Origin of the sequence: Micromonospora gifhornensis (assembly GCF_016863515.1) — a bacterium.
In the GTDB taxonomy this organism is placed as follows: domain Bacteria; phylum Actinomycetota; class Actinomycetes; order Mycobacteriales; family Micromonosporaceae; genus Micromonospora; species Micromonospora gifhornensis.
Genome location: NZ_BOPA01000017.1, coordinates 117,247 through 132,900 on the forward strand (window position 1 = coordinate 117,247; position 15,654 = coordinate 132,900).

Annotated in this window: 15 protein-coding genes and 3 tRNA genes; 15 read left to right on the forward strand and 3 right to left on the reverse strand. The window is 71.5% G+C overall.

Annotated features, from left to right (window positions below; translation table 11 throughout):
- Positions 1-235: 235 nt before the first annotated feature.
- From Vgi01_RS11915 to arfB, 7 genes are all read left to right on the forward strand, one after another.
- Positions 236-730, forward strand: a complete 495-nt coding sequence (locus Vgi01_RS11915) for a hypothetical protein (protein ID WP_204291045.1) — start codon at positions 236-238, stop codon at positions 728-730.
- A gap of 156 nt (positions 731-886) precedes the next feature.
- Positions 887-1,936 (forward strand): AAA family ATPase, encoded by a 1,050-nt coding sequence (locus tag Vgi01_RS11920; RefSeq protein WP_204291046.1) that lies wholly within the window; start codon positions 887-889, stop codon positions 1,934-1,936.
- 26 nt (positions 1,937-1,962) lie between these two features.
- Positions 1,963-2,949 (forward strand): DUF58 domain-containing protein, encoded by a 987-nt coding sequence (locus Vgi01_RS11925; RefSeq protein ID WP_204291112.1) that lies wholly within the window; start codon positions 1,963-1,965, stop codon positions 2,947-2,949.
- The gene (locus Vgi01_RS11930) at positions 2,946-3,905 is read left to right on the forward strand and encodes a VWA domain-containing protein (RefSeq protein ID WP_102659538.1); all 960 of its coding nucleotides are present in this window, start codon (positions 2,946-2,948) and stop codon (positions 3,903-3,905) included. The genes Vgi01_RS11925 and Vgi01_RS11930 overlap by 4 nt, the downstream gene beginning before the upstream one ends.
- Before the next feature lie 79 nt (positions 3,906-3,984).
- Complete coding sequence (locus Vgi01_RS11935) at positions 3,985-4,830, forward strand: S1C family serine protease (protein ID WP_204291047.1); 846 nt, start codon at positions 3,985-3,987, stop codon at positions 4,828-4,830.
- Between the two features lie 110 nt (positions 4,831-4,940).
- Positions 4,941-5,237, forward strand: a complete 297-nt coding sequence (locus tag Vgi01_RS11940) for a hypothetical protein (RefSeq protein ID WP_102659540.1) — start codon at positions 4,941-4,943, stop codon at positions 5,235-5,237.
- A 9-nt stretch (positions 5,238-5,246) separates the two neighbouring features.
- Positions 5,247-5,672 (forward strand): alternative ribosome rescue aminoacyl-tRNA hydrolase ArfB, encoded by a 426-nt coding sequence (gene arfB / locus Vgi01_RS11945; RefSeq protein ID WP_013732046.1) that lies wholly within the window; start codon positions 5,247-5,249, stop codon positions 5,670-5,672.
- A gap of 93 nt (positions 5,673-5,765) precedes the next feature.
- Here arfB and Vgi01_RS11950 read toward each other — a convergent pair whose 3' ends face one another.
- Complete coding sequence (locus tag Vgi01_RS11950) at positions 5,766-6,680, reverse strand: 3-methyladenine DNA glycosylase (RefSeq protein WP_204291048.1); 915 nt, start codon at positions 6,678-6,680, stop codon at positions 5,766-5,768.
- A 33-nt stretch (positions 6,681-6,713) separates the two neighbouring features.
- On the reverse strand, positions 6,714-8,006 hold the full coding sequence (locus tag Vgi01_RS11955) for a hypothetical protein (RefSeq protein WP_204291049.1): 1,293 nt from the start codon (positions 8,004-8,006) through the stop codon (positions 6,714-6,716).
- Positions 8,007-8,140: 134 nt separating this feature from the next.
- Between Vgi01_RS11955 and Vgi01_RS11960 the strand changes: the two genes are divergently transcribed.
- The 4 genes from Vgi01_RS11960 (at position 8,141) to Vgi01_RS11975 (ending at position 9,674) form a co-directional block, all read left to right on the forward strand.
- Positions 8,141-8,944 carry a fumarylacetoacetate hydrolase family protein gene (locus Vgi01_RS11960; RefSeq protein WP_102659543.1) on the forward strand — a complete coding sequence of 268 codons (804 nt, stop codon included), beginning with the start codon at positions 8,141-8,143 and terminating at the stop codon, positions 8,942-8,944.
- A 98-nt stretch (positions 8,945-9,042) separates the two neighbouring features.
- Positions 9,043-9,114: transfer RNA gene (locus tag Vgi01_RS11965), tRNA-Gln, on the forward strand.
- 133 nt (positions 9,115-9,247) lie between these two features.
- Positions 9,248-9,320: transfer RNA gene (locus Vgi01_RS11970), tRNA-Glu, on the forward strand.
- Positions 9,321-9,601: 281 nt separating this feature from the next.
- Positions 9,602-9,674: transfer RNA gene (locus Vgi01_RS11975), tRNA-Glu, on the forward strand.
- Positions 9,675-9,875: 201 nt separating this feature from the next.
- Here the strand turns inward: Vgi01_RS11975 and Vgi01_RS11980 are convergent.
- Entirely contained in the window at positions 9,876-10,562 is a 687-nt protein-coding gene (locus Vgi01_RS11980; protein ID WP_013732051.1) for an IclR family transcriptional regulator, read from the reverse strand.
- A gap of 49 nt (positions 10,563-10,611) precedes the next feature.
- On the opposite strand from Vgi01_RS11980, the gene leuC reads away from it, so the two are divergent.
- The 4 genes from leuC (at position 10,612) to Vgi01_RS12000 (ending at position 15,608) form a co-directional block, all read left to right on the forward strand.
- On the forward strand, positions 10,612-12,057 hold the full coding sequence (leuC, locus tag Vgi01_RS11985; RefSeq protein WP_102660132.1) for a 3-isopropylmalate dehydratase large subunit: 1,446 nt from the start codon (positions 10,612-10,614) through the stop codon (positions 12,055-12,057).
- 15 nt (positions 12,058-12,072) lie between these two features.
- On the forward strand, positions 12,073-12,660 hold the full coding sequence (gene leuD / locus Vgi01_RS11990; protein WP_102660133.1) for a 3-isopropylmalate dehydratase small subunit: 588 nt from the start codon (positions 12,073-12,075) through the stop codon (positions 12,658-12,660).
- 173 nt (positions 12,661-12,833) lie between these two features.
- Positions 12,834-13,520 carry an HU family DNA-binding protein gene (locus Vgi01_RS11995; protein ID WP_204291050.1) on the forward strand — a complete coding sequence of 229 codons (687 nt, stop codon included), beginning with the start codon at positions 12,834-12,836 and terminating at the stop codon, positions 13,518-13,520.
- A 126-nt stretch (positions 13,521-13,646) separates the two neighbouring features.
- Positions 13,647-15,608: an endonuclease/exonuclease/phosphatase family protein gene (locus Vgi01_RS12000; protein WP_239088910.1), complete on the forward strand. Its 1,962-nt coding sequence runs from the start codon at positions 13,647-13,649 to the stop codon at positions 15,606-15,608.
- The last annotated feature ends 46 nt before the right edge of the window (positions 15,609-15,654 follow it).

Here is a 15,654-nt window from a genome sequence, read left to right on the forward strand (position 1 = left end):
GTCCATGATCGAACGTTGACCATTGGCGTTTTCCGGTGTTACGTTTCTGCTGGTCGGGCGGTATGTCGGGGGTGGAAATCCCAGGTCAGGCCCCATGTTCGCCACTATTTGGTCGGTCCTCTGAAGGCGTGATCCCCACCGGGTTTCCGCTCATTGTCGCCCGCCTGGAGTCAGGCAATATCCGATCCCCATCTGGTGGGTCGGCCGCATCCCCACGGTCACAAGGAGATTTGTCATGACCGGTTTTTTCCGACGTAAGGCGGCTGCGGTGGCGATCGCAGCCCTGGCGCTGGCCCTGGCCGGTGGCGGGATCGCTGCGGCGAAGCCCACGACCGGTGCAGTCGAGACGGCCGTTCGTGGTGGCCAGCAGCCGGCGGTCACCGCAGCGTCGCTGAAGAGCGCCAAGGCCACGTTGGCCAAGGGCGACTCGATCAGCACCCAGGCGGTCGGCTTCTACGCCACGGCGGTCAACGGCAACGGCACCAAGGCGCGCGGTGACGGCGTGGTCATCAAGTACGGCGTCGGGCAGTACGAGGTGCAGTTCGGTTCCAACGTCACCGGCGGCGTCTACGTCGCCACGATCGGCCGGCCGGACGCGTGCTGCATCCCGGCGGGTGGGGAGGCCGTGGTGGCCGCTCGCCTGCAGACCCCCAACGGCGTCTTCATCCAGACCCGCAACTCCACCGGCAGCCCCGCCGACCTGCCGTTCCACCTTCTCGTACACCGCTGATCCAGCCGTGCCCGGTTACCTCCTCGACGGTGCTGCCCGACCGGCTCTGCGTGCTCCGGCCCGATCCAGGTCGTAACGGCGTTGCCGCGCGGTCTGGGTGCGTGAAGGCCGGAAATTCCGACGTTTGTCCGACGCCCGGCTCGGGAAGCAAGCACCGTGACGGACATCTCGGACACCATGGCCAGCCTGCCCAGCCCGGCCGATCCGGACGCGACCGCGGCCGAGCTGGAGCAGACGCTCAACGAGGTCAGACGGGTGATCGTCGGGCAGGATCAGCTCGTCGATCGCCTGCTCACCGCCCTGCTCGCCGACGGGCACTGCCTGTTGGAAGGCGTTCCCGGGGTGGCCAAGACACTTGCCGCGCAGACCCTCGCGACGGTCGTCGGCGGCACCTTCTCCCGGATCCAGTTCACCCCCGACCTGGTGCCCTCGGACATCGTCGGCACCCGCATCTACCGGGCCTCGAAGGAGAGCTTCGACGTCGAGCTCGGCCCGATCATGGCCAACCTGGTGCTGGCCGACGAGATCAACAGGGCTCCGGCGAAGGTGCAGTCGGCGCTGCTGGAGGCGATGGCCGAGCGTCAGGTCTCCATCGGTGGGCGCAGCTACCCGGTGCCGGAGCCCTTCCTCGTGCTGGCCACCCAGAACCCGATCGAGTCGGAGGGGGTCTACCAGCTGCCCGAGGCGCAGCGGGACCGCTTCCTCATGAAGATCGTCGTCGACTATCCGGACGGCGCCGACGAGTTGGCCATCCTCTACCGGATGAGCGCCGACCGCCCCCGGCCGCACCAGGCGCTGCGGCCGGACCGGTTGCGGGAACTCCAGCTCCAGGCCCGGCAGGTCTTCGTCCACCACGCCATCGCCGAGTACGTCGTCCGGCTCATCCTGGCCACCCGCGACCCGGCCCGGTACGGCATGCCGGAGATCGTCCCCCTGCTCGCGTACGGTGCCAGCCCGCGCGCCACCCTCGGCCTGGTTGCCGCCGCGCGGGCCCGCGCCCTGCTCCGTGGCCGGGAGTACGTGCTGCCGGACGACGTGCGGGACCTGGCCGTGGACGTGCTGGCCCACCGGCTGGTGCTCTCCTTCGACGCGGTCGCCGACGGGATCAGCGCCGAGTCGGTGGTGCACCGACTGGTCGAGGTGGTGCCGCTGCCGAGGGTGGCCAACGGTCAGCCGGAGTACGTCGCCGATCTGGCGGCCGCGTGATGAGACGCGGGCGCGTCCCGGTGCCCGTGGCGGCGGACCCGACGCTCACCGACCTCACCCCGAACCAGCGGCTGCGCCGGCTCGAACTCACCGTCACCCGCCGCCTCGACGGCCTGCTGCACGGCGAACGTCGGGGGCTGCTGCCCGGACCGGGAAGTGAACCCGCCGGCAGCCGCGAGTACCGGCCCGGTGAGGACGAGGTACGCCGGATGGACTGGTCGGTGACCGCCCGGACCACCGTCCCGCACGTGCGGGAGGTCGACGCCGACCGGGAGCTGACCACCTGGCTGCTTGTCGACGCCAGCCCCAGCATGGAGTACGGCACCGCCGAACTGGACAAGCGGGAACTGGCCGTGGCAGCGGTCGCCGCCATCGGCTTCCTGACCGCCGGGGCGGGAAACCGGCTCGGCGCGCAGGTGCTCACCCCGTACGGGCTGCACCGGGTGCCGGCCCGGGGCGGACGCAGCCACCTGGTCGGGCTGCTGCGCGGGCTGCTGGCCGCGCCCCGACAGGCCGGTGAGCCGGACGGCCACCGGACGGCCGACGAGGTCGACCTGTCCGCGGCGTTGGCGGCGGTGCACCGGACGGCCAACCGGCGAGGTCTGGTGGTGGTGATCTCGGACTTTCTGGACGGGCTGCCCGACGATCCACGCTCACCGGCCACCTGGGAACGTCCGCTGCGCCGGTTGTCGGTGCGGCATCAGGTGCTCGCGGTGGAGGTCGTCGACCCCCGTGAACTGGAACTGCCGGACGTCGGACTGATCACGCTCGCCGATCCCGAGACGGGCCGGCGACGCGAGGTGTGGACCGGCGATCCGGGGCTGCGCGAACGGTACGCGGCAGCCGCCGCCGCGCAGCGCGACCAACTCCGGCAGGCGCTGCGCCGGGCCGGGGCGACCCACCTCGCGTTGCGTACCGACCGGGACTGGGCGGCCGACATCGTGCGGCACGTGCACACCCAGCGTCGCCTGGCCCTGGCGCCGGCCGCACCGAGGCGGGGAGGCGCGGCATGATCTGGGAGTCGCCCATCCGGCTCTGGCTGCTGCTCGGCGTGGCCGCCCTGGCCGTGGCCTACCTGATGGCGCAGCGCCGCCGCAGCCGGTACGCCGTCCGCTTCACCAACCTGCGCCTGCTCGACCGGGTGGCACCCCAGCGCCCGACCTGGCGTCGACACCTGCCGGCCGGTCTCTTCCTGGCCATGCTGGCGTTGCTCGTGGTCGGCTTCGCCCGGCCGACGGCCGAGGTGCGGGTGCCCCGGGAACGCGCCACCGTGATGGTCGCCGTGGACGTCTCCACCTCGATGCTCGCCACCGACGTCGACCCGGATCGGCTCAGTGCGGCAAAGAGCGCCGCCCGGGACTTCGTCGACGGGCTGCCCAGGGAGTTCAACGTCGGGCTGGTGGCCTTCGCCGGCAGCGCCGCCGTGCTGGTCCCGCCGAGCACCGACCGGGAGGCGCTGCACGACGGGATCCGGCGTCTCGCCGAGGGCATCACCGGGGTGCAGGGCACGGCGATCGGGGAGGCGATCAGCACCTCGCTGGGCGCGGTCAAGGCATTGGACGAGCAGGCCACCACGCAACCGCCGCCGGCCCGGATCATCGTGCTCTCCGACGGTGCGAACACCTCCGGCATGGATCCGATGGAGGCCGCCGCCGAGGCGGTCGCCTTGGAGGTGCCGGTGCACACCATCTCGTTCGGTACGCCGGGTGGCTTCGTGGACCGGGGCGGGCGGCCGATCCAGGTGCCGGTGGACGGGGAGACGTTGCAGGCCGTGGCCGAGCAAACCGGGGGCGCCTTCCACCAGGCCGACACGAGCGACGAGTTGCATGCCGTCTACGACGACATCGGCAGTTCGGTGGGCTGGCGCAAGGAACGGCAGGACATCTCGGCCCGGTTCATCGGGCTCGGGTTGGTGTTCGCGATGGGCGCGGCGTTCGGCTCGATGCGCTGGTTTTCCCGCCTGCCCTGACCCGGCTTGACCGGCATCGGCCGGCGGGACCGGTGTCGGCTCGCCGGCGGCAGCGGCCGCAGACGTGAGGAGCGTAGGTATGGCAGTGCAGACCGGGCTGGGCGAGCCCCGTGGGCCCTGGTTCGTCTCGCCGGAATTCGACCCGTACGGCCGGGACGGGGCGGGGCAGGCCGCCGGGACGCGCGACGGGGCGGCGTGGGGTTGGCGTCGTCGGCTGATGGCCGGGCTGGCGGTGCTGGCCCTGTCGACCGGCTCGGGGGCGGTGGCCGGCGGTTGGGTGGCCAGTAGGGGATTGCCCGAACCGGCCGCGGCGTCGGCCGCGCCGGTGCCGGCCGAACTGGTCACCGCCGCCGAGAAGACCGTGCCCGGGGTGGTGTCGGTGCTGGTGGGAGGCGCCACCGGTTCCGGCTTCGCCGTCGACTCCGAGCAGCACATCATCACCAACGACCACATCCTGGCCAAGGGGCGCAGTGGCCCGGTGACCGTGGAACTGCCGGACGGCCGCCGGTTCGGCGCCGAGGTGGTCGGTCGGGAACCGGGCAGCGACCTGGCGGTGCTGAAGGTGCCGGCGTCCGCCGGGCTGGCGTCGCTGCCGCTGGCCAAGCCGGGCTCGACCCGGGTCGGTGAGCCGGTGCTGGCCGTCGGGTCGCCGCTCGGGCTGTCCGGCACGGTCACCGCCGGGATCGTCAGCGCGCTCGACCGTCAGGTGCGCCTCGGCGACAACCGGCACCGGGCGGTGCAGACCGACGCCTCGATCAACCCCGGAAACTCCGGTGGCCCACTGGTCAACGCCCGAGGCGAGGTGGTCGGGGTGAACACCGCCATCGCCACCATCGACGGCAACGGCTCGATCGGCATCGGCTTCGCCATCCCCATCGAACAGGTGCAGCAGACCGCCGACACGATCATCGGCAAGGGCGGCTGAAATCACGGAGGGTAACTGTCCGATTACGGGGAGATCGGGCGAACTGTCGGGTTCCAGCGATCAGTGATCGGAGAATGGAAATATTACGCTGAGTATGGATACTGGCGTGGGTGGAGCGTCCTCTCATCGCGGTCCTCCTGCTGGTGGGCCTCATCATCGGAACTGGCGTGGGCTCGTCGTACGCCCGCGCGCGGCGGGGGTGGAGCGACTACCAGACCGCCAAGAAGACCGTGCCCGGCGCCCGCCGTGCCGCCTGGCTGCTGATCAAAGTGGTCACCACGAAGATCGGGGTGATCCTGCTGCTGCTGATCGGGGCGGTTGCCTACGCCGCAGCCGGTGGCGACGACGGGTCGGAACCCGCGCCACCGAATCCGAGCAGTACTCCCGACGAGCGGCCGGGGCGCTAGCCTCAGGGCGTGGACGACGGACTGCGGGTGACCGATCGGTGGGTCGTGCCCGCCGCTGAGCTGCGGGAGCGCTTCTCCCGGTCATCCGGGCCGGGCGGGCAGGGCGTCAACACCGCCGACTCCCGGGTGGAGCTGAGCTTCGACCTGGCCGGCTCGCCCAGCCTGCCGGAGTCGCTGCGGGCCCGGGCGCTGGACCGGCTCGCCGGGCGGCTGGTCAACGGCGTGCTGACCATCGCCGCCAGCGAGCACCGGGCCCAGTTGGCCAACCGGGAGGCGGCCCGGGAGCGGTTGGTGGCGCTGCTGCGTGAGGCGGTCGCCCCACCACCACCGCCGCGCCGGCCGACCAGGCCGTCGCGTGGGGCCAAGGAACGGCGGCTGGCCGACAAGAAACGCCGTTCCCAGCGCAAGCGCGACCGCCGGGTGGACGGCGACTAGTCACGCGGCGCTACCGGCCAGCTGGCCCCGCAACCTCGGGCCGGCTCGGCGTCGGCGCGACCCGCAGCCTCGGTTCGGCCCGGCGTTCGCGCGTCAGGCCGGCGTCGGTTGCTCCACTGTCTCCAGCAGCGTCGCGCAGACCTCGATCAGCCGAGCCCGGAGTCGACCGGCGCGCTCCGCGAACTCGCGTTGCCGCGTCACGTACTCGGCCTTGCCCTCCGGCGTCTCGATGGCCACCGCCGGCTCCCCGTAGGACGAAAGGTCGTACGGCGACGCCTGCATGTCCAGCAGCCGGATGTCCCGGGCCAGCTCGAAGCAGTCCAACGCCAGCTCGCCAGGGACGGCGGGGCCGAGCTTGGTCGCCCACTTGTGACAGTCCATCGCGGCGTGCAGGCAGCCCGGCTGGTCGAGATCGACCTGGCTGGCGCGGGTGGGCCGCAGCCGGTTCAGGCCGACGGCCTCGGGGGTGAAGAACCGGAACGCGTCGAAGTGCGAGCACCTGATCTGGTGCGCCTCGACCACCGCGTCGGTGCCGTCCTGGCCGAGTCGCAGCGGGAGCGGGTGCCGGTGCTCGCGTTGGCGGTAGACCATCGCCCACTCGTGCAACCCGAAGCAGCCGGTGAAGGCCGGGCGGGTGGCGATCGCGGAGAGCAGGCGGCTGATGAAGCGTACCGATTCGGCCCGGTCGGCGAGGAACGCCGCTGCGTCGAAACCGACCACGCCGTCGGAGTCGGTGACGTACCACCGCCACTGCCCGTTCGGTGCCGGGCCGTCCGGTCCCGGCTCCAGCCGTACGCCCACCCCGGGATGCCAGCGCCGCAGCACCGATGGCCTGGTGCCGTAGTACTCGTACAGGAAGTCGTCGATCGCGTGGCGTTGCCGCGCGGCCCGACGCCCGCGGTGCGCGGCGGTGAGGCCGTCGGCACGCTCCTCGTGCGCCCGTGCGCGGGGCAGCCAGACGGCAGCCGGCAGGCGGTCGGAGCCGGCGGGGGCGCAGGCGGCGGTCACCGTCCCAGGGTACGACCGCCGCCGGCCCGCTGATCAGGGCACGTCCACCCGCACTCCGGCGGAGAAGACCCCGCTGCGCAGTTCCAGTCGCTGCGGCGCCTCGTTGCCGTTGACGGTGAAGACCAGCGGCAGCACCAGCCGGCTACCCGCCGCCATCGGCTCGGCGAAGACGTCCCGCCCCTGGTTGGCCCGCCGGGTGGCCTGCTCGTCGGTGGTCACCCAGTTGCCGTTCGCCAGGTACGCCCGTTGCAGCTTGCCGTGCCAGCTGTGGTGCTCCGGGGCCAGGTTCCGGACCCCGACCGTGGCCTGGCACTGCCGGGCACCCTGACCCGGATCGCAGGTCATCCGGTAGACGGTGAACTCGAACGCGTCCTCGCGCAGCGGCACGCCCAGCCCACCGCTGACCCCGCTGCCCTTCCACGCCCCGTTTGTCGGCTGGCTGTCGGTGTCGATCGCGGCGACCCGCCGGGTGGCGGTCCACGCGGCGGTGCCGAGCGTGGCCGCCAGCACCGTCGCGGCCACCGGCACGATCAACCAGACCGGCGGGGTACGCCGACGTGTGGTGGGTCGGGGCGCGGCCGGTCGGGGATAGATCCGCCCCGGCCCGTCCGAGGCCAGCGCGGCCGCGACCGGGGGCCGCCGACGTCGCCAGGTGACGAACCCCACCACGGCGAGGGCCAGCAGGACGGCCGCGCCGGCCAGCAGCGCGGGGACCTGACCGCGCCACCCCGAGTTCTGCGTCGAGGGGGCCGCCGCGGCAGCGCCCGGGGCCGTCCAGGTGGCGGTCGCACAGTCGTACGGCTGACGACCGTCGACGGCGAAGGCGCACGCCGGGGCGGTCACCGGTTGCCGGGCCGCCGCTCCGGTAAGCGTGGTGTCCAGCGTGGTGGTGCTGCGCGGCGGCAGCTTCACCCGCCAGGTCACCTCCGTCGCTGCCGACCCGCCGGGGCGTACCTCCCGACCGCCGTCGCTGATCGCGGTCGCCGACACCCCCTGGGGTAATTCCTGGCGCACTGTGGTGTCCACCGGGGCGTTGCCGGCGTTGCGCACCTCGATCCGGTAGCCGGGTTGCGGGGTGCTCGCCGGTGCGACCATCACGCTGACCTTCGGCTTCGGCGCCGGCGAGGCGACCCTCGTCGGAGTCGGTACGGCCGGCGGCGCCGAGGGCATCGTGGGTTCCGCCGTCGCCGCTGCCGGGTGCGGACGCCCGGCCGCCGCGGCGTCCGCGGTGGTGAGCGCCGGCAACGCCGGTACGGCGGCGGTGAGAAACCCCACGCAGTGCACGATCGCCGCGAGGGCCCTTTGGTGTCGTGTCGATGCAGGCATACGAACGAACCTCCGCCGCCGACGCTAGGTGGGCGACGTCGTCGGGCGGGTACGAAGCGGTGAATCCGGCACCGAGGGTGACTGTCGGGGGTAAGCTGCCGCAGCTGGTCCGGGGGCGGGGCTAGATTGGCGGGGTGCGTATCGCTCGTTTCGCTCATGCCAAGGGAATGTCGTTCGGGGTCGTCGAGGGAGAGCCGGAGGCGGGTCCGGAAGGGCTCACCATCGCCGAGATCTCCGGGCACCCGTTCGGCCAGATAACGTTCAGCGGCGCCCGGTGGGCGCTGTCCGACGTCCGCCTGCTCTCACCGATCCTGCCCAGCAAGGTGGTCTGCGTCGGCCGCAACTACGCCGAGCACGCCGCCGAGCACGGCAGCGAGGTGCCGAGTGAGCCGCTGCTGTTCCTCAAACCCTCCACCTCAGTCATCGGTCCCCGCGACGCGATCCGGCTGCCCGAGTTCAGCAAGCAGGTCGAGCACGAGGCGGAGCTGGCCGTGGTGATCGGCGCTCCCGGCGCCCGCCGCGCCGATCGGGCCGCAGCCCAGCGGGCCATCTTCGGTTACACCTGCGCCAACGACGTCACCGCCCGGGATCTGCAACGCTCCGACAGCCAGTGGACCCGCGCCAAGGGATTCGACTCGTTCTGCCCGATCGGGCCCTGGATCAGCACCGGCCTCGACGTGAGCGACCTGGAGATCCGGTGTGAGGTGGGACCCGACCCGGAGGAGATGGAGGTCCGTCAGCTGGGCCGTACCCGGGACATGGTCTTCGACGTGCCCGCTCTGGTGTCGTACATCTCGCACGTGATGACCCTGCTGCCGGGCGACGTCGTGCTGACCGGCACCCCGGCGGGGGTTAGCCCGCTCGTGGACGGGGATACGGTGACCGTCCGGATCGAGGGGATCGGCGACCTGACCAATCCGGTGGTATCCGCGACCTGACCGGGGCGTTTCAGCAGGTCAGATGCGGTTTGGGGAAGTCGATTTGGCCTCCCGGTGCCGGGAGGGTAAGGTTTGATCCCGGCGCCGCAAGGGGCCGATGGGGTATGGGGTAATTGGCAGCCCAACTGATTCTGGTTCAGTTAGTCTAGGTTCGAGTCCTGGTACCCCAGCGCAGCCGAGGTTCGTGAGAACCGAGGACGCTGGATTCTGGTAGGAATCCGGCCGAAGATCCGCAAGGGATTCGGCCGGAAGGTCTGGTAGAGTTCGGCGGCACCACCGCTAAGGTGGTGTCGCATTTGTTCTGGCCCCGTCGTCTAGCGGCCCAGGACGCCGCCCTCTCAAGGCGGTAGCGCCGGTTCGAATCCGGTCGGGGCTACAGGTAACAGTCACGGCTCGTCCCACTCGGGACGAGCCGTTTCGCTTTCCGGCCCCCCCAATGCTCCCTGCCCCGACTGGCCAGGTTCCTCGCGTTCCGTTCCCCGGCTGGCCAGGTCCCTCGCCGGATGGGCACGGATGCAGAAAGACCAGCTCAGGCAGACCCTCCGGTACCGCTCACGGCCGGCACGCCGATCCCACCCCACCCCGATGATCCAGCGCGCGGAAACGCCGCTAGACTACTGCCGCACCGCCGGAGACGGCGGTGAACCAGGAAGTTCTGGCCCCGTCGTCTAGCGGCCCAGGACGCCGCCCTCTCAAGGCGGTAGCGCCGGTTCGAATCCGGTCGGGGCTACAGGTAGTAGGTCACGGCTCGTCCCCACCTCGGGACGAGCCGTTTCGCTTCCCCCACCCCACCCCTGCCCACCGCGGACGCCCCCTCCTCCGGCTGAGTTGATCAAGAGGTTTGCGTCTCGAATCGGCTGTTCGTAGACGCAAACCTCTTGATCAACCGGGGTCTGGGTGGGTGGGAGGGGAGGGGAGGGGTGAGGTCGGGTTAGAGGCCGGAGAGGCGTTGGCCGGCTCGGACGACGGCCATGGCGTGGCGTTCGCCGGGGCGACGGCCGAGGCGTTCGATGGGGCCGGAGATGCTGATGGCGGCGATCACCCGGCCGGTACGGTCGCGGATCGGGGCTGAGACACTGGCCACACCCGGCTCGCGTTCGGCGACGCTCTGCGCCCAGCCTCGGCGGCGTACCTCGGCCAGGGTGCGGCCGGTGAACTTGGACCGGGGCAGCAGCGGCATCACCGCCTCGGGTGGCTCCCAGGCGAGCAGGATCTGGGCCGCCGATCCGGCGGTCATCGGCAGCACCGAGCCGACCGGGACGGTGTCCCGTAGGCCGCTGGCCCGCTCGGCGGCGGCCACACAGATCCGTTCGTCCGCTCTGCGAAGGTAGAGCTGGGCGCTTTCGCCGGTGGCGTCCCGCAATGCGGCAAGCAGCGGCTCGGCCGCGGTCAGCAGCACGTCCGGCGCGGCGTTGGCCAGCTCACCCAGGCGTGGGCCGGGGCGCCACCGCCCCTGGGTGTCCCGGACCAGCATCCGATGGATCTCCAGCGCCTGGGCCAGCCGATGTGCGGTGGCTCGGGGCAGCTTGGTGCGTTCAACGAGTTCGGCCAGGCTGGCGCCGTCGACACAGGCGGCCAGGATGACCACCGCCTTGTCGAGAACGCCGACACCGCTCATACTGTGTCCCACAAGCCGAAATTTACCTCCCAGAATTTAGGATGTCCAGATGGTGGGAGCCACTACTCAGCCGAGAACCTTGGCCGAGAAGGTCTGGGACGCGCATGTCGTCCGGTCTGTCGCGGGAGAGCCCGATCTGCTCTTCATCGACCTGCACCTGCTGCACGAGGTGACCAGCCCGCAGGCGTTCGACGGGCTGCGGCTCGCCGGGCGCCCGGTGCGCCGTACCGACCTCACCCTCGCGACCGAGGACCACAACACCCCGACCGGGTACGCCGATCCCTCGTTCCAGCAGCGCCGTGGTGACCTGCTCACCATCGCCGACCCCACCTCACGTACCCAGATCGAGACGCTGCGCCGCAACTGCGCGGAGTTCGGCGTGAAGCTGCACCCCCTGGGCGACGAGAACCAGGGCATCGTGCACGTCATCGGCCCGCAGCTCGGGCTCACCCAGCCCGGCATGACAATCGTCTGTGGCGACTCGCACACCGCCACCCACGGTGCCTTCGGGGCCCTGGCCTTCGGCATCGGCACCAGTGAGGTCGAGCACGTGCTGGCCACCCAGACGCTGCCACAGGCCCGGCCGAAGACCATGGCGGTCACCGTCAACGGTCAGCTCAACCCCGGCGTCACCGCCAAGGACCTGGTCCTCGCGCTGATCGCCAAGGTCGGCACCGGTGGCGGTCGCGGGCACATCGTCGAGTACCGCGGTGAGGCCATCCGGGCGCTGTCCATGGAAGGCCGGATGACCATCGCCAACATGTCGATCGAGTGGGGTGCCAAGGCCGGCATGATCGCGCCGGACGAGACCACCTTCGCGTACCTGAAGGGGCGGCCGAACGCCCCCACCGGCGCCGACTGGGACGCGGCGCTCGCCTACTGGCGGACCCTGCCCACCGACGAGGGGGCGACCTTCGACGCCGAGGTGATCCTGGACGCGTCGGAGATCACGCCGTTCGTGACCTGGGGCACCAACCCGGGTCAGGGCGTTCCGCTGGGCGCGACCGTGCCGGACCCGGAGGACTTCACCACGGACGCGGAACGGGCCGCTGCCCGTCGTGCCCTGGAGTACATGGACCTGCGACCGGGCACCCCGCTGCGGGACCTCGCGGTCGACGTGGTCTTCGTCGGCTCCTGCACCAACGGCCGGCTGGAGGACCTGCGGGCCGCCGCGGACGTGCTGCGCGGCCACCGGGTCGCCGAGGGCGTACGCATGATGGTGGTGCCCGGCTCCGCCGCCGTGCGGGAGGCCGCCGAGGCCGAAGGGCTGGACAAGGTCTTCACCGACGCGGGTGCCGAGTGGCGTTTCGCCGGCTGCTCGATGTGCCTGGGCATGAACCCGGACACGCTCTCCCCGGGGCAGCGCTCCGCCTCGACCTCCAACCGGAACTTCGAGGGTCGCCAGGGTCGGGGTGGGCGTACCCACCTGGTCAGTCCGCCGGTCGCCGCCGCGACCGCAGTTGCCGGCCGCCTGGCTGCTCCCGCCGATCTGTAGAAGGGCTTGCGACAGATGGAGAAGTTCACCGTGCACACCGGCACCGCGGTGCCGCTGCGTCGTTCCGACGTGGACACGGATCAGATCATCCCGGCCGTCTACCTGAAGCGGGTGACCCGTACCGGTTTCGCGGACGGGTTGTTCAGCGCGTGGCGCGAGGACCCGGGATTCGTGCTCAACGATCAATCTTATTCCGGAGCATCGATTCTCGTCGCCGGTCCGGAGTTCGGCACCGGATCCTCGCGCGAGCACGCGGTCTGGGCGCTGCGCGACTACGGGTTCCGAGTCGTGATCGCACCCGGCTTCGGTGACATCTTCCGCGGCAACGCTCTTAAGGAAGGGTTGCTTCCGGTAGAGCTGGAATTGAAAGCCGTCGAGGAGATCTGGGGTCTGGTCGAGGCCGACCCTGGCACCGCGATCACCGTGGATCTGGCCACCCGCCAGGTCCAGGCCGGTGCCGCCACGTGGTCGTTCCCGCTCGACGATTTCAGCCGCTGGCGGCTGATGGAGGGCTTGGACGACATTGGACTCACCCTCCGGCACGAGGCCCAGATCAGTGCCTTCGAGACCACCCGGCCGTCCTTCCTGCCCCGGGTCGCATAGCCCGTTCGCCGCGTTCCATCGCCGATTTCGCCCCCACCGGTGCCACCGGTGGGGGCGAATCCGTTACGACACAAGGGCTTTTTTCCACCGAATGTTTGTGTCCCGGCAGCACAGGGCATACCGTGCGCGCAGAATGGCTCGCGTCGAGTCAGTTGCACAATCAGGAGGAAGTCGTGAACAAGGCCGAGCTCATCGAGGCGCTCGCCGTTCGCCTGGGGGACCGGAAAACGGCGACGGCCGCGCTAGACGCGGTCCTCGCTGAGGTCCAGGCGGCGGTCACCAAGGGCGAGAAGGTGGCGATCACCGGATTCGGAGCGTTCGAGAAGCGCGTTCGGGGCGCTCGAACAGCGCGCAACCCGCGTACCGGCGAGGCGGTGAAGGTCAAGAAGACCTCCGTGCCGACCTTCCGCCCCGGCGCCGGGTTCAAGGAGATGGTGGCCAGCGGCAAGGTGCCGAAGGCCACGGCGGCGGCGAAGAAGGCTGCCGCAGCCACCGCCAAGACCACCGGTGCCAAGGCGACCGGCGCAAAGGCCGCCGGCGCGAAGGCGACCGGTGCCAAGGCGACCGGTGCCAAGGCGACCGGTGCGAAGGCGACCACCGCGAAGAAGACCGCCGCCGCCACCAAGACCACGGCGGCCAAGAAGACCACCGCGACGAAGACGACCGCAGCGGCCAAGAAGACGACCGCGGCCAAGACCACGGCGGCCAAGACCACCGCGGCCAAGAAGACCACCACCAAGAAGGCCGCTCCGGCGAAGAAGACCGCCACCAAGAGCACCACGGCGGCCAGCAAGACCACGGCGGCCAAGAAGGCTCCGGCGAAGAAGGCACCGGCCAAGAAGGCGGCAACCCGACGCTGAGCCGGTCGTACGACGAGGGCGCCCACCATGCCGGTGGGCGCCCTTCGCCGTGTCCGGGCCCGATCGCCTTGCAGGCGTTGACCGACGCGCCGTACGGCACCAGAATCGCCGCACACCCTCGGCGAAATGAGAACCGTGCTGCGCCACCGTCACCTCGCCACCGTCACCCTGGCGCTGGGCCTCGTCGTCCTCACCGACGTGCTCCGCGTCTTCCTGCCGTCGGTCATCACCATCTTCGGGCAGGCCGCGTCGACCCCCGCCGAGCTGCTCGGCGCGTTCGCGCTCGGCTGGTTCGTGCTCGCACTCGCCGCACCGGTCCTCGTCGTACGGGTCGGTGCCCGCCCCGTCGGGCTGGTGGCCCTTGTCGTACTGGGTGCTGCCCGACTGGCCCTCACCGCGGTTCCTGGCGGCCGTACGCAGCTCTGGCTGGCCACCGCCGGCCTGCTGGCCGGACTGGTGTGGCTGGCAGCGGCCGCGAGTCAGGTCACGCATCCGGTGCCCGGACTGGTCTACGGACTGACCGCCGGGGCGCTCGGCCACGCGATGTTCGGCACCCACGACCCGGTGTGGTGGGGACGGTGGGAGGCGTGGCTGCCAAGCGTCGCCGTGGTGGCGCTGCTGCTGGTCGCGGCGGTCGCGTCCGCCCGGCAACCAGACGTCGCCGGGCGGGACGGCGACGCGGCGACAATGCCGCCGGCCCGAAGCTGGCTGCTCGCCGGGCCGTCGTTGCTGCTGGGCGGCATGCTCGCGCTGTCACCGGCGGTCGCCGGCACCGCGAATTCGTTCTGGTTCGGCCACGCCGGCACCGCCGAACCGCCCCTGTTCGCCCTGGCACCGCTGACCGGCGCGGTGGCACTGTTCGTGTTCTGCGCGTTGTTCCCGCCGCCGCAGGGCCGCCTGCGTCTGCTGTTCCCGGTGCTGCTGCTGGCCGGAACGCTGCTGTTCGGGTACGGGCCACCGTCGGCCCTCGGTGTCGCGATGCTGCTCGCGGCAGCCGGTCTCGGTGGCTGCCTGGCCCTCACGACCGTCCAGCGGGGCCCGTCGACCGTTGCCCGGCGCGGGTACGCGGCGATCGGCGGCATGCTGGTCTTCGCCGTCGCGACGGTGCTCTTCTACGCCGCCTACGACATCGGCTACCCCAACGGATGGCTGCCCGTCGTGGTGGCGATGGTGGTGGGTGCCGTCGCGCACGGTGGGCGGCAATCGGCGTCAGGTGCCGCTGTGGCCCCGGTCGACGCCACCACCGAGCTGACGCGGCCGGTGACGGCTGCCCGGCCGGTACGGGCGTTGCTGGCGGCCCTGCTGGCCGCCCTGGTCGCCCTCGTCGCCGCGGTGATGCACGGGCCGTGGTTGACGGCGACCAACCGGCCCGGACCACCGACGCAGGTACGGCTGGTGGCGTACAACATCCGGATGGGCTTCGGCCTGGACGGGCGGCTCGACCTGGCCGCTCTCGACCGGGCGATCGGGCGGGCCGACGTGGTGCTGCTCAGCGAGGTCGACCGGGGCTGGTTGCTCAACGGCGGCCACGACACCCTGCACCTGCTGGCGACCCGCCTGGAGATGCCGTACGTCTTCGCGCCGGCCGCCGGGGCGCTCTGGGGCGATGCGGTGCTGAGCCGCTGGCCGGTCCGGCAGGCGCAGACCCGCGCGCTACCCGCGGTGGGCGCACCCACCGGTGCGCAGGCCCTCGGCGTCACCGTCGACTTCAGCGACGGCGTGCGGCTGGCGGTGGTGAGCACCCACCTGCAACCTCCACCCGGTACGGATCCGGTGGTGCAGGCCCGAGCGGTCGCCGGGTTCGCCACCGCGTACGCCGACGGCAGGCCGCTGGTGGTCGCCGGTGACTTCAACACCGAGCCGGGCGATCCGGCGTTCACAGCGCTCACCGACGCCGGGCTGGTCGACGCCTTCGCGGCCGTACGCCCGCTGCCCACCAGCCCGGCCGACGACCCGCGCCAGCAGATCGACCACATCTTCGTCTCCCCGGACCTGCCGGCCACCGATCCGGTCGCGATCGCCAGCACCGCCAGCGACCACCTGCCGGTCGCGGTGACCCTCAAGCTGCCACCCGGCGAACGGAATTGACGGCAGGAGGGCGTCGCACGACCCCGGACACCTCTCCGCACAGGGG

Coding starts and splice junctions, on each gene's coding strand:
- Vgi01_RS11915 (WP_204291045.1), top strand. CDS start 236: ATGACCGGTTTTTTCCGACGTAAGGCGGCTGCGGTGGCGATCGCAGCC.
- Vgi01_RS11930 (WP_102659538.1), top strand. CDS start 2,946: ATGATCTGGGAGTCGCCCATCCGGCTCTGGCTGCTGCTCGGCGTGGCC.
- Vgi01_RS11935 (WP_204291047.1), top strand. CDS start 3,985: ATGGCAGTGCAGACCGGGCTGGGCGAGCCCCGTGGGCCCTGGTTCGTC.
- Vgi01_RS11955 (WP_204291049.1), bottom strand. CDS start 8,006: ATGCCTGCATCGACACGACACCAAAGGGCCCTCGCGGCGATCGTGCAC.
- Vgi01_RS11980 (WP_013732051.1), bottom strand. CDS start 10,562: ATGAGCGGTGTCGGCGTTCTCGACAAGGCGGTGGTCATCCTGGCCGCC.
- leuC (WP_102660132.1), top strand. CDS start 10,612: ATGGTGGGAGCCACTACTCAGCCGAGAACCTTGGCCGAGAAGGTCTGG.
- leuD (WP_102660133.1), top strand. CDS start 12,073: ATGGAGAAGTTCACCGTGCACACCGGCACCGCGGTGCCGCTGCGTCGT.
- Vgi01_RS12000 (WP_239088910.1), top strand. CDS start 13,647: ATGAGAACCGTGCTGCGCCACCGTCACCTCGCCACCGTCACCCTGGCG.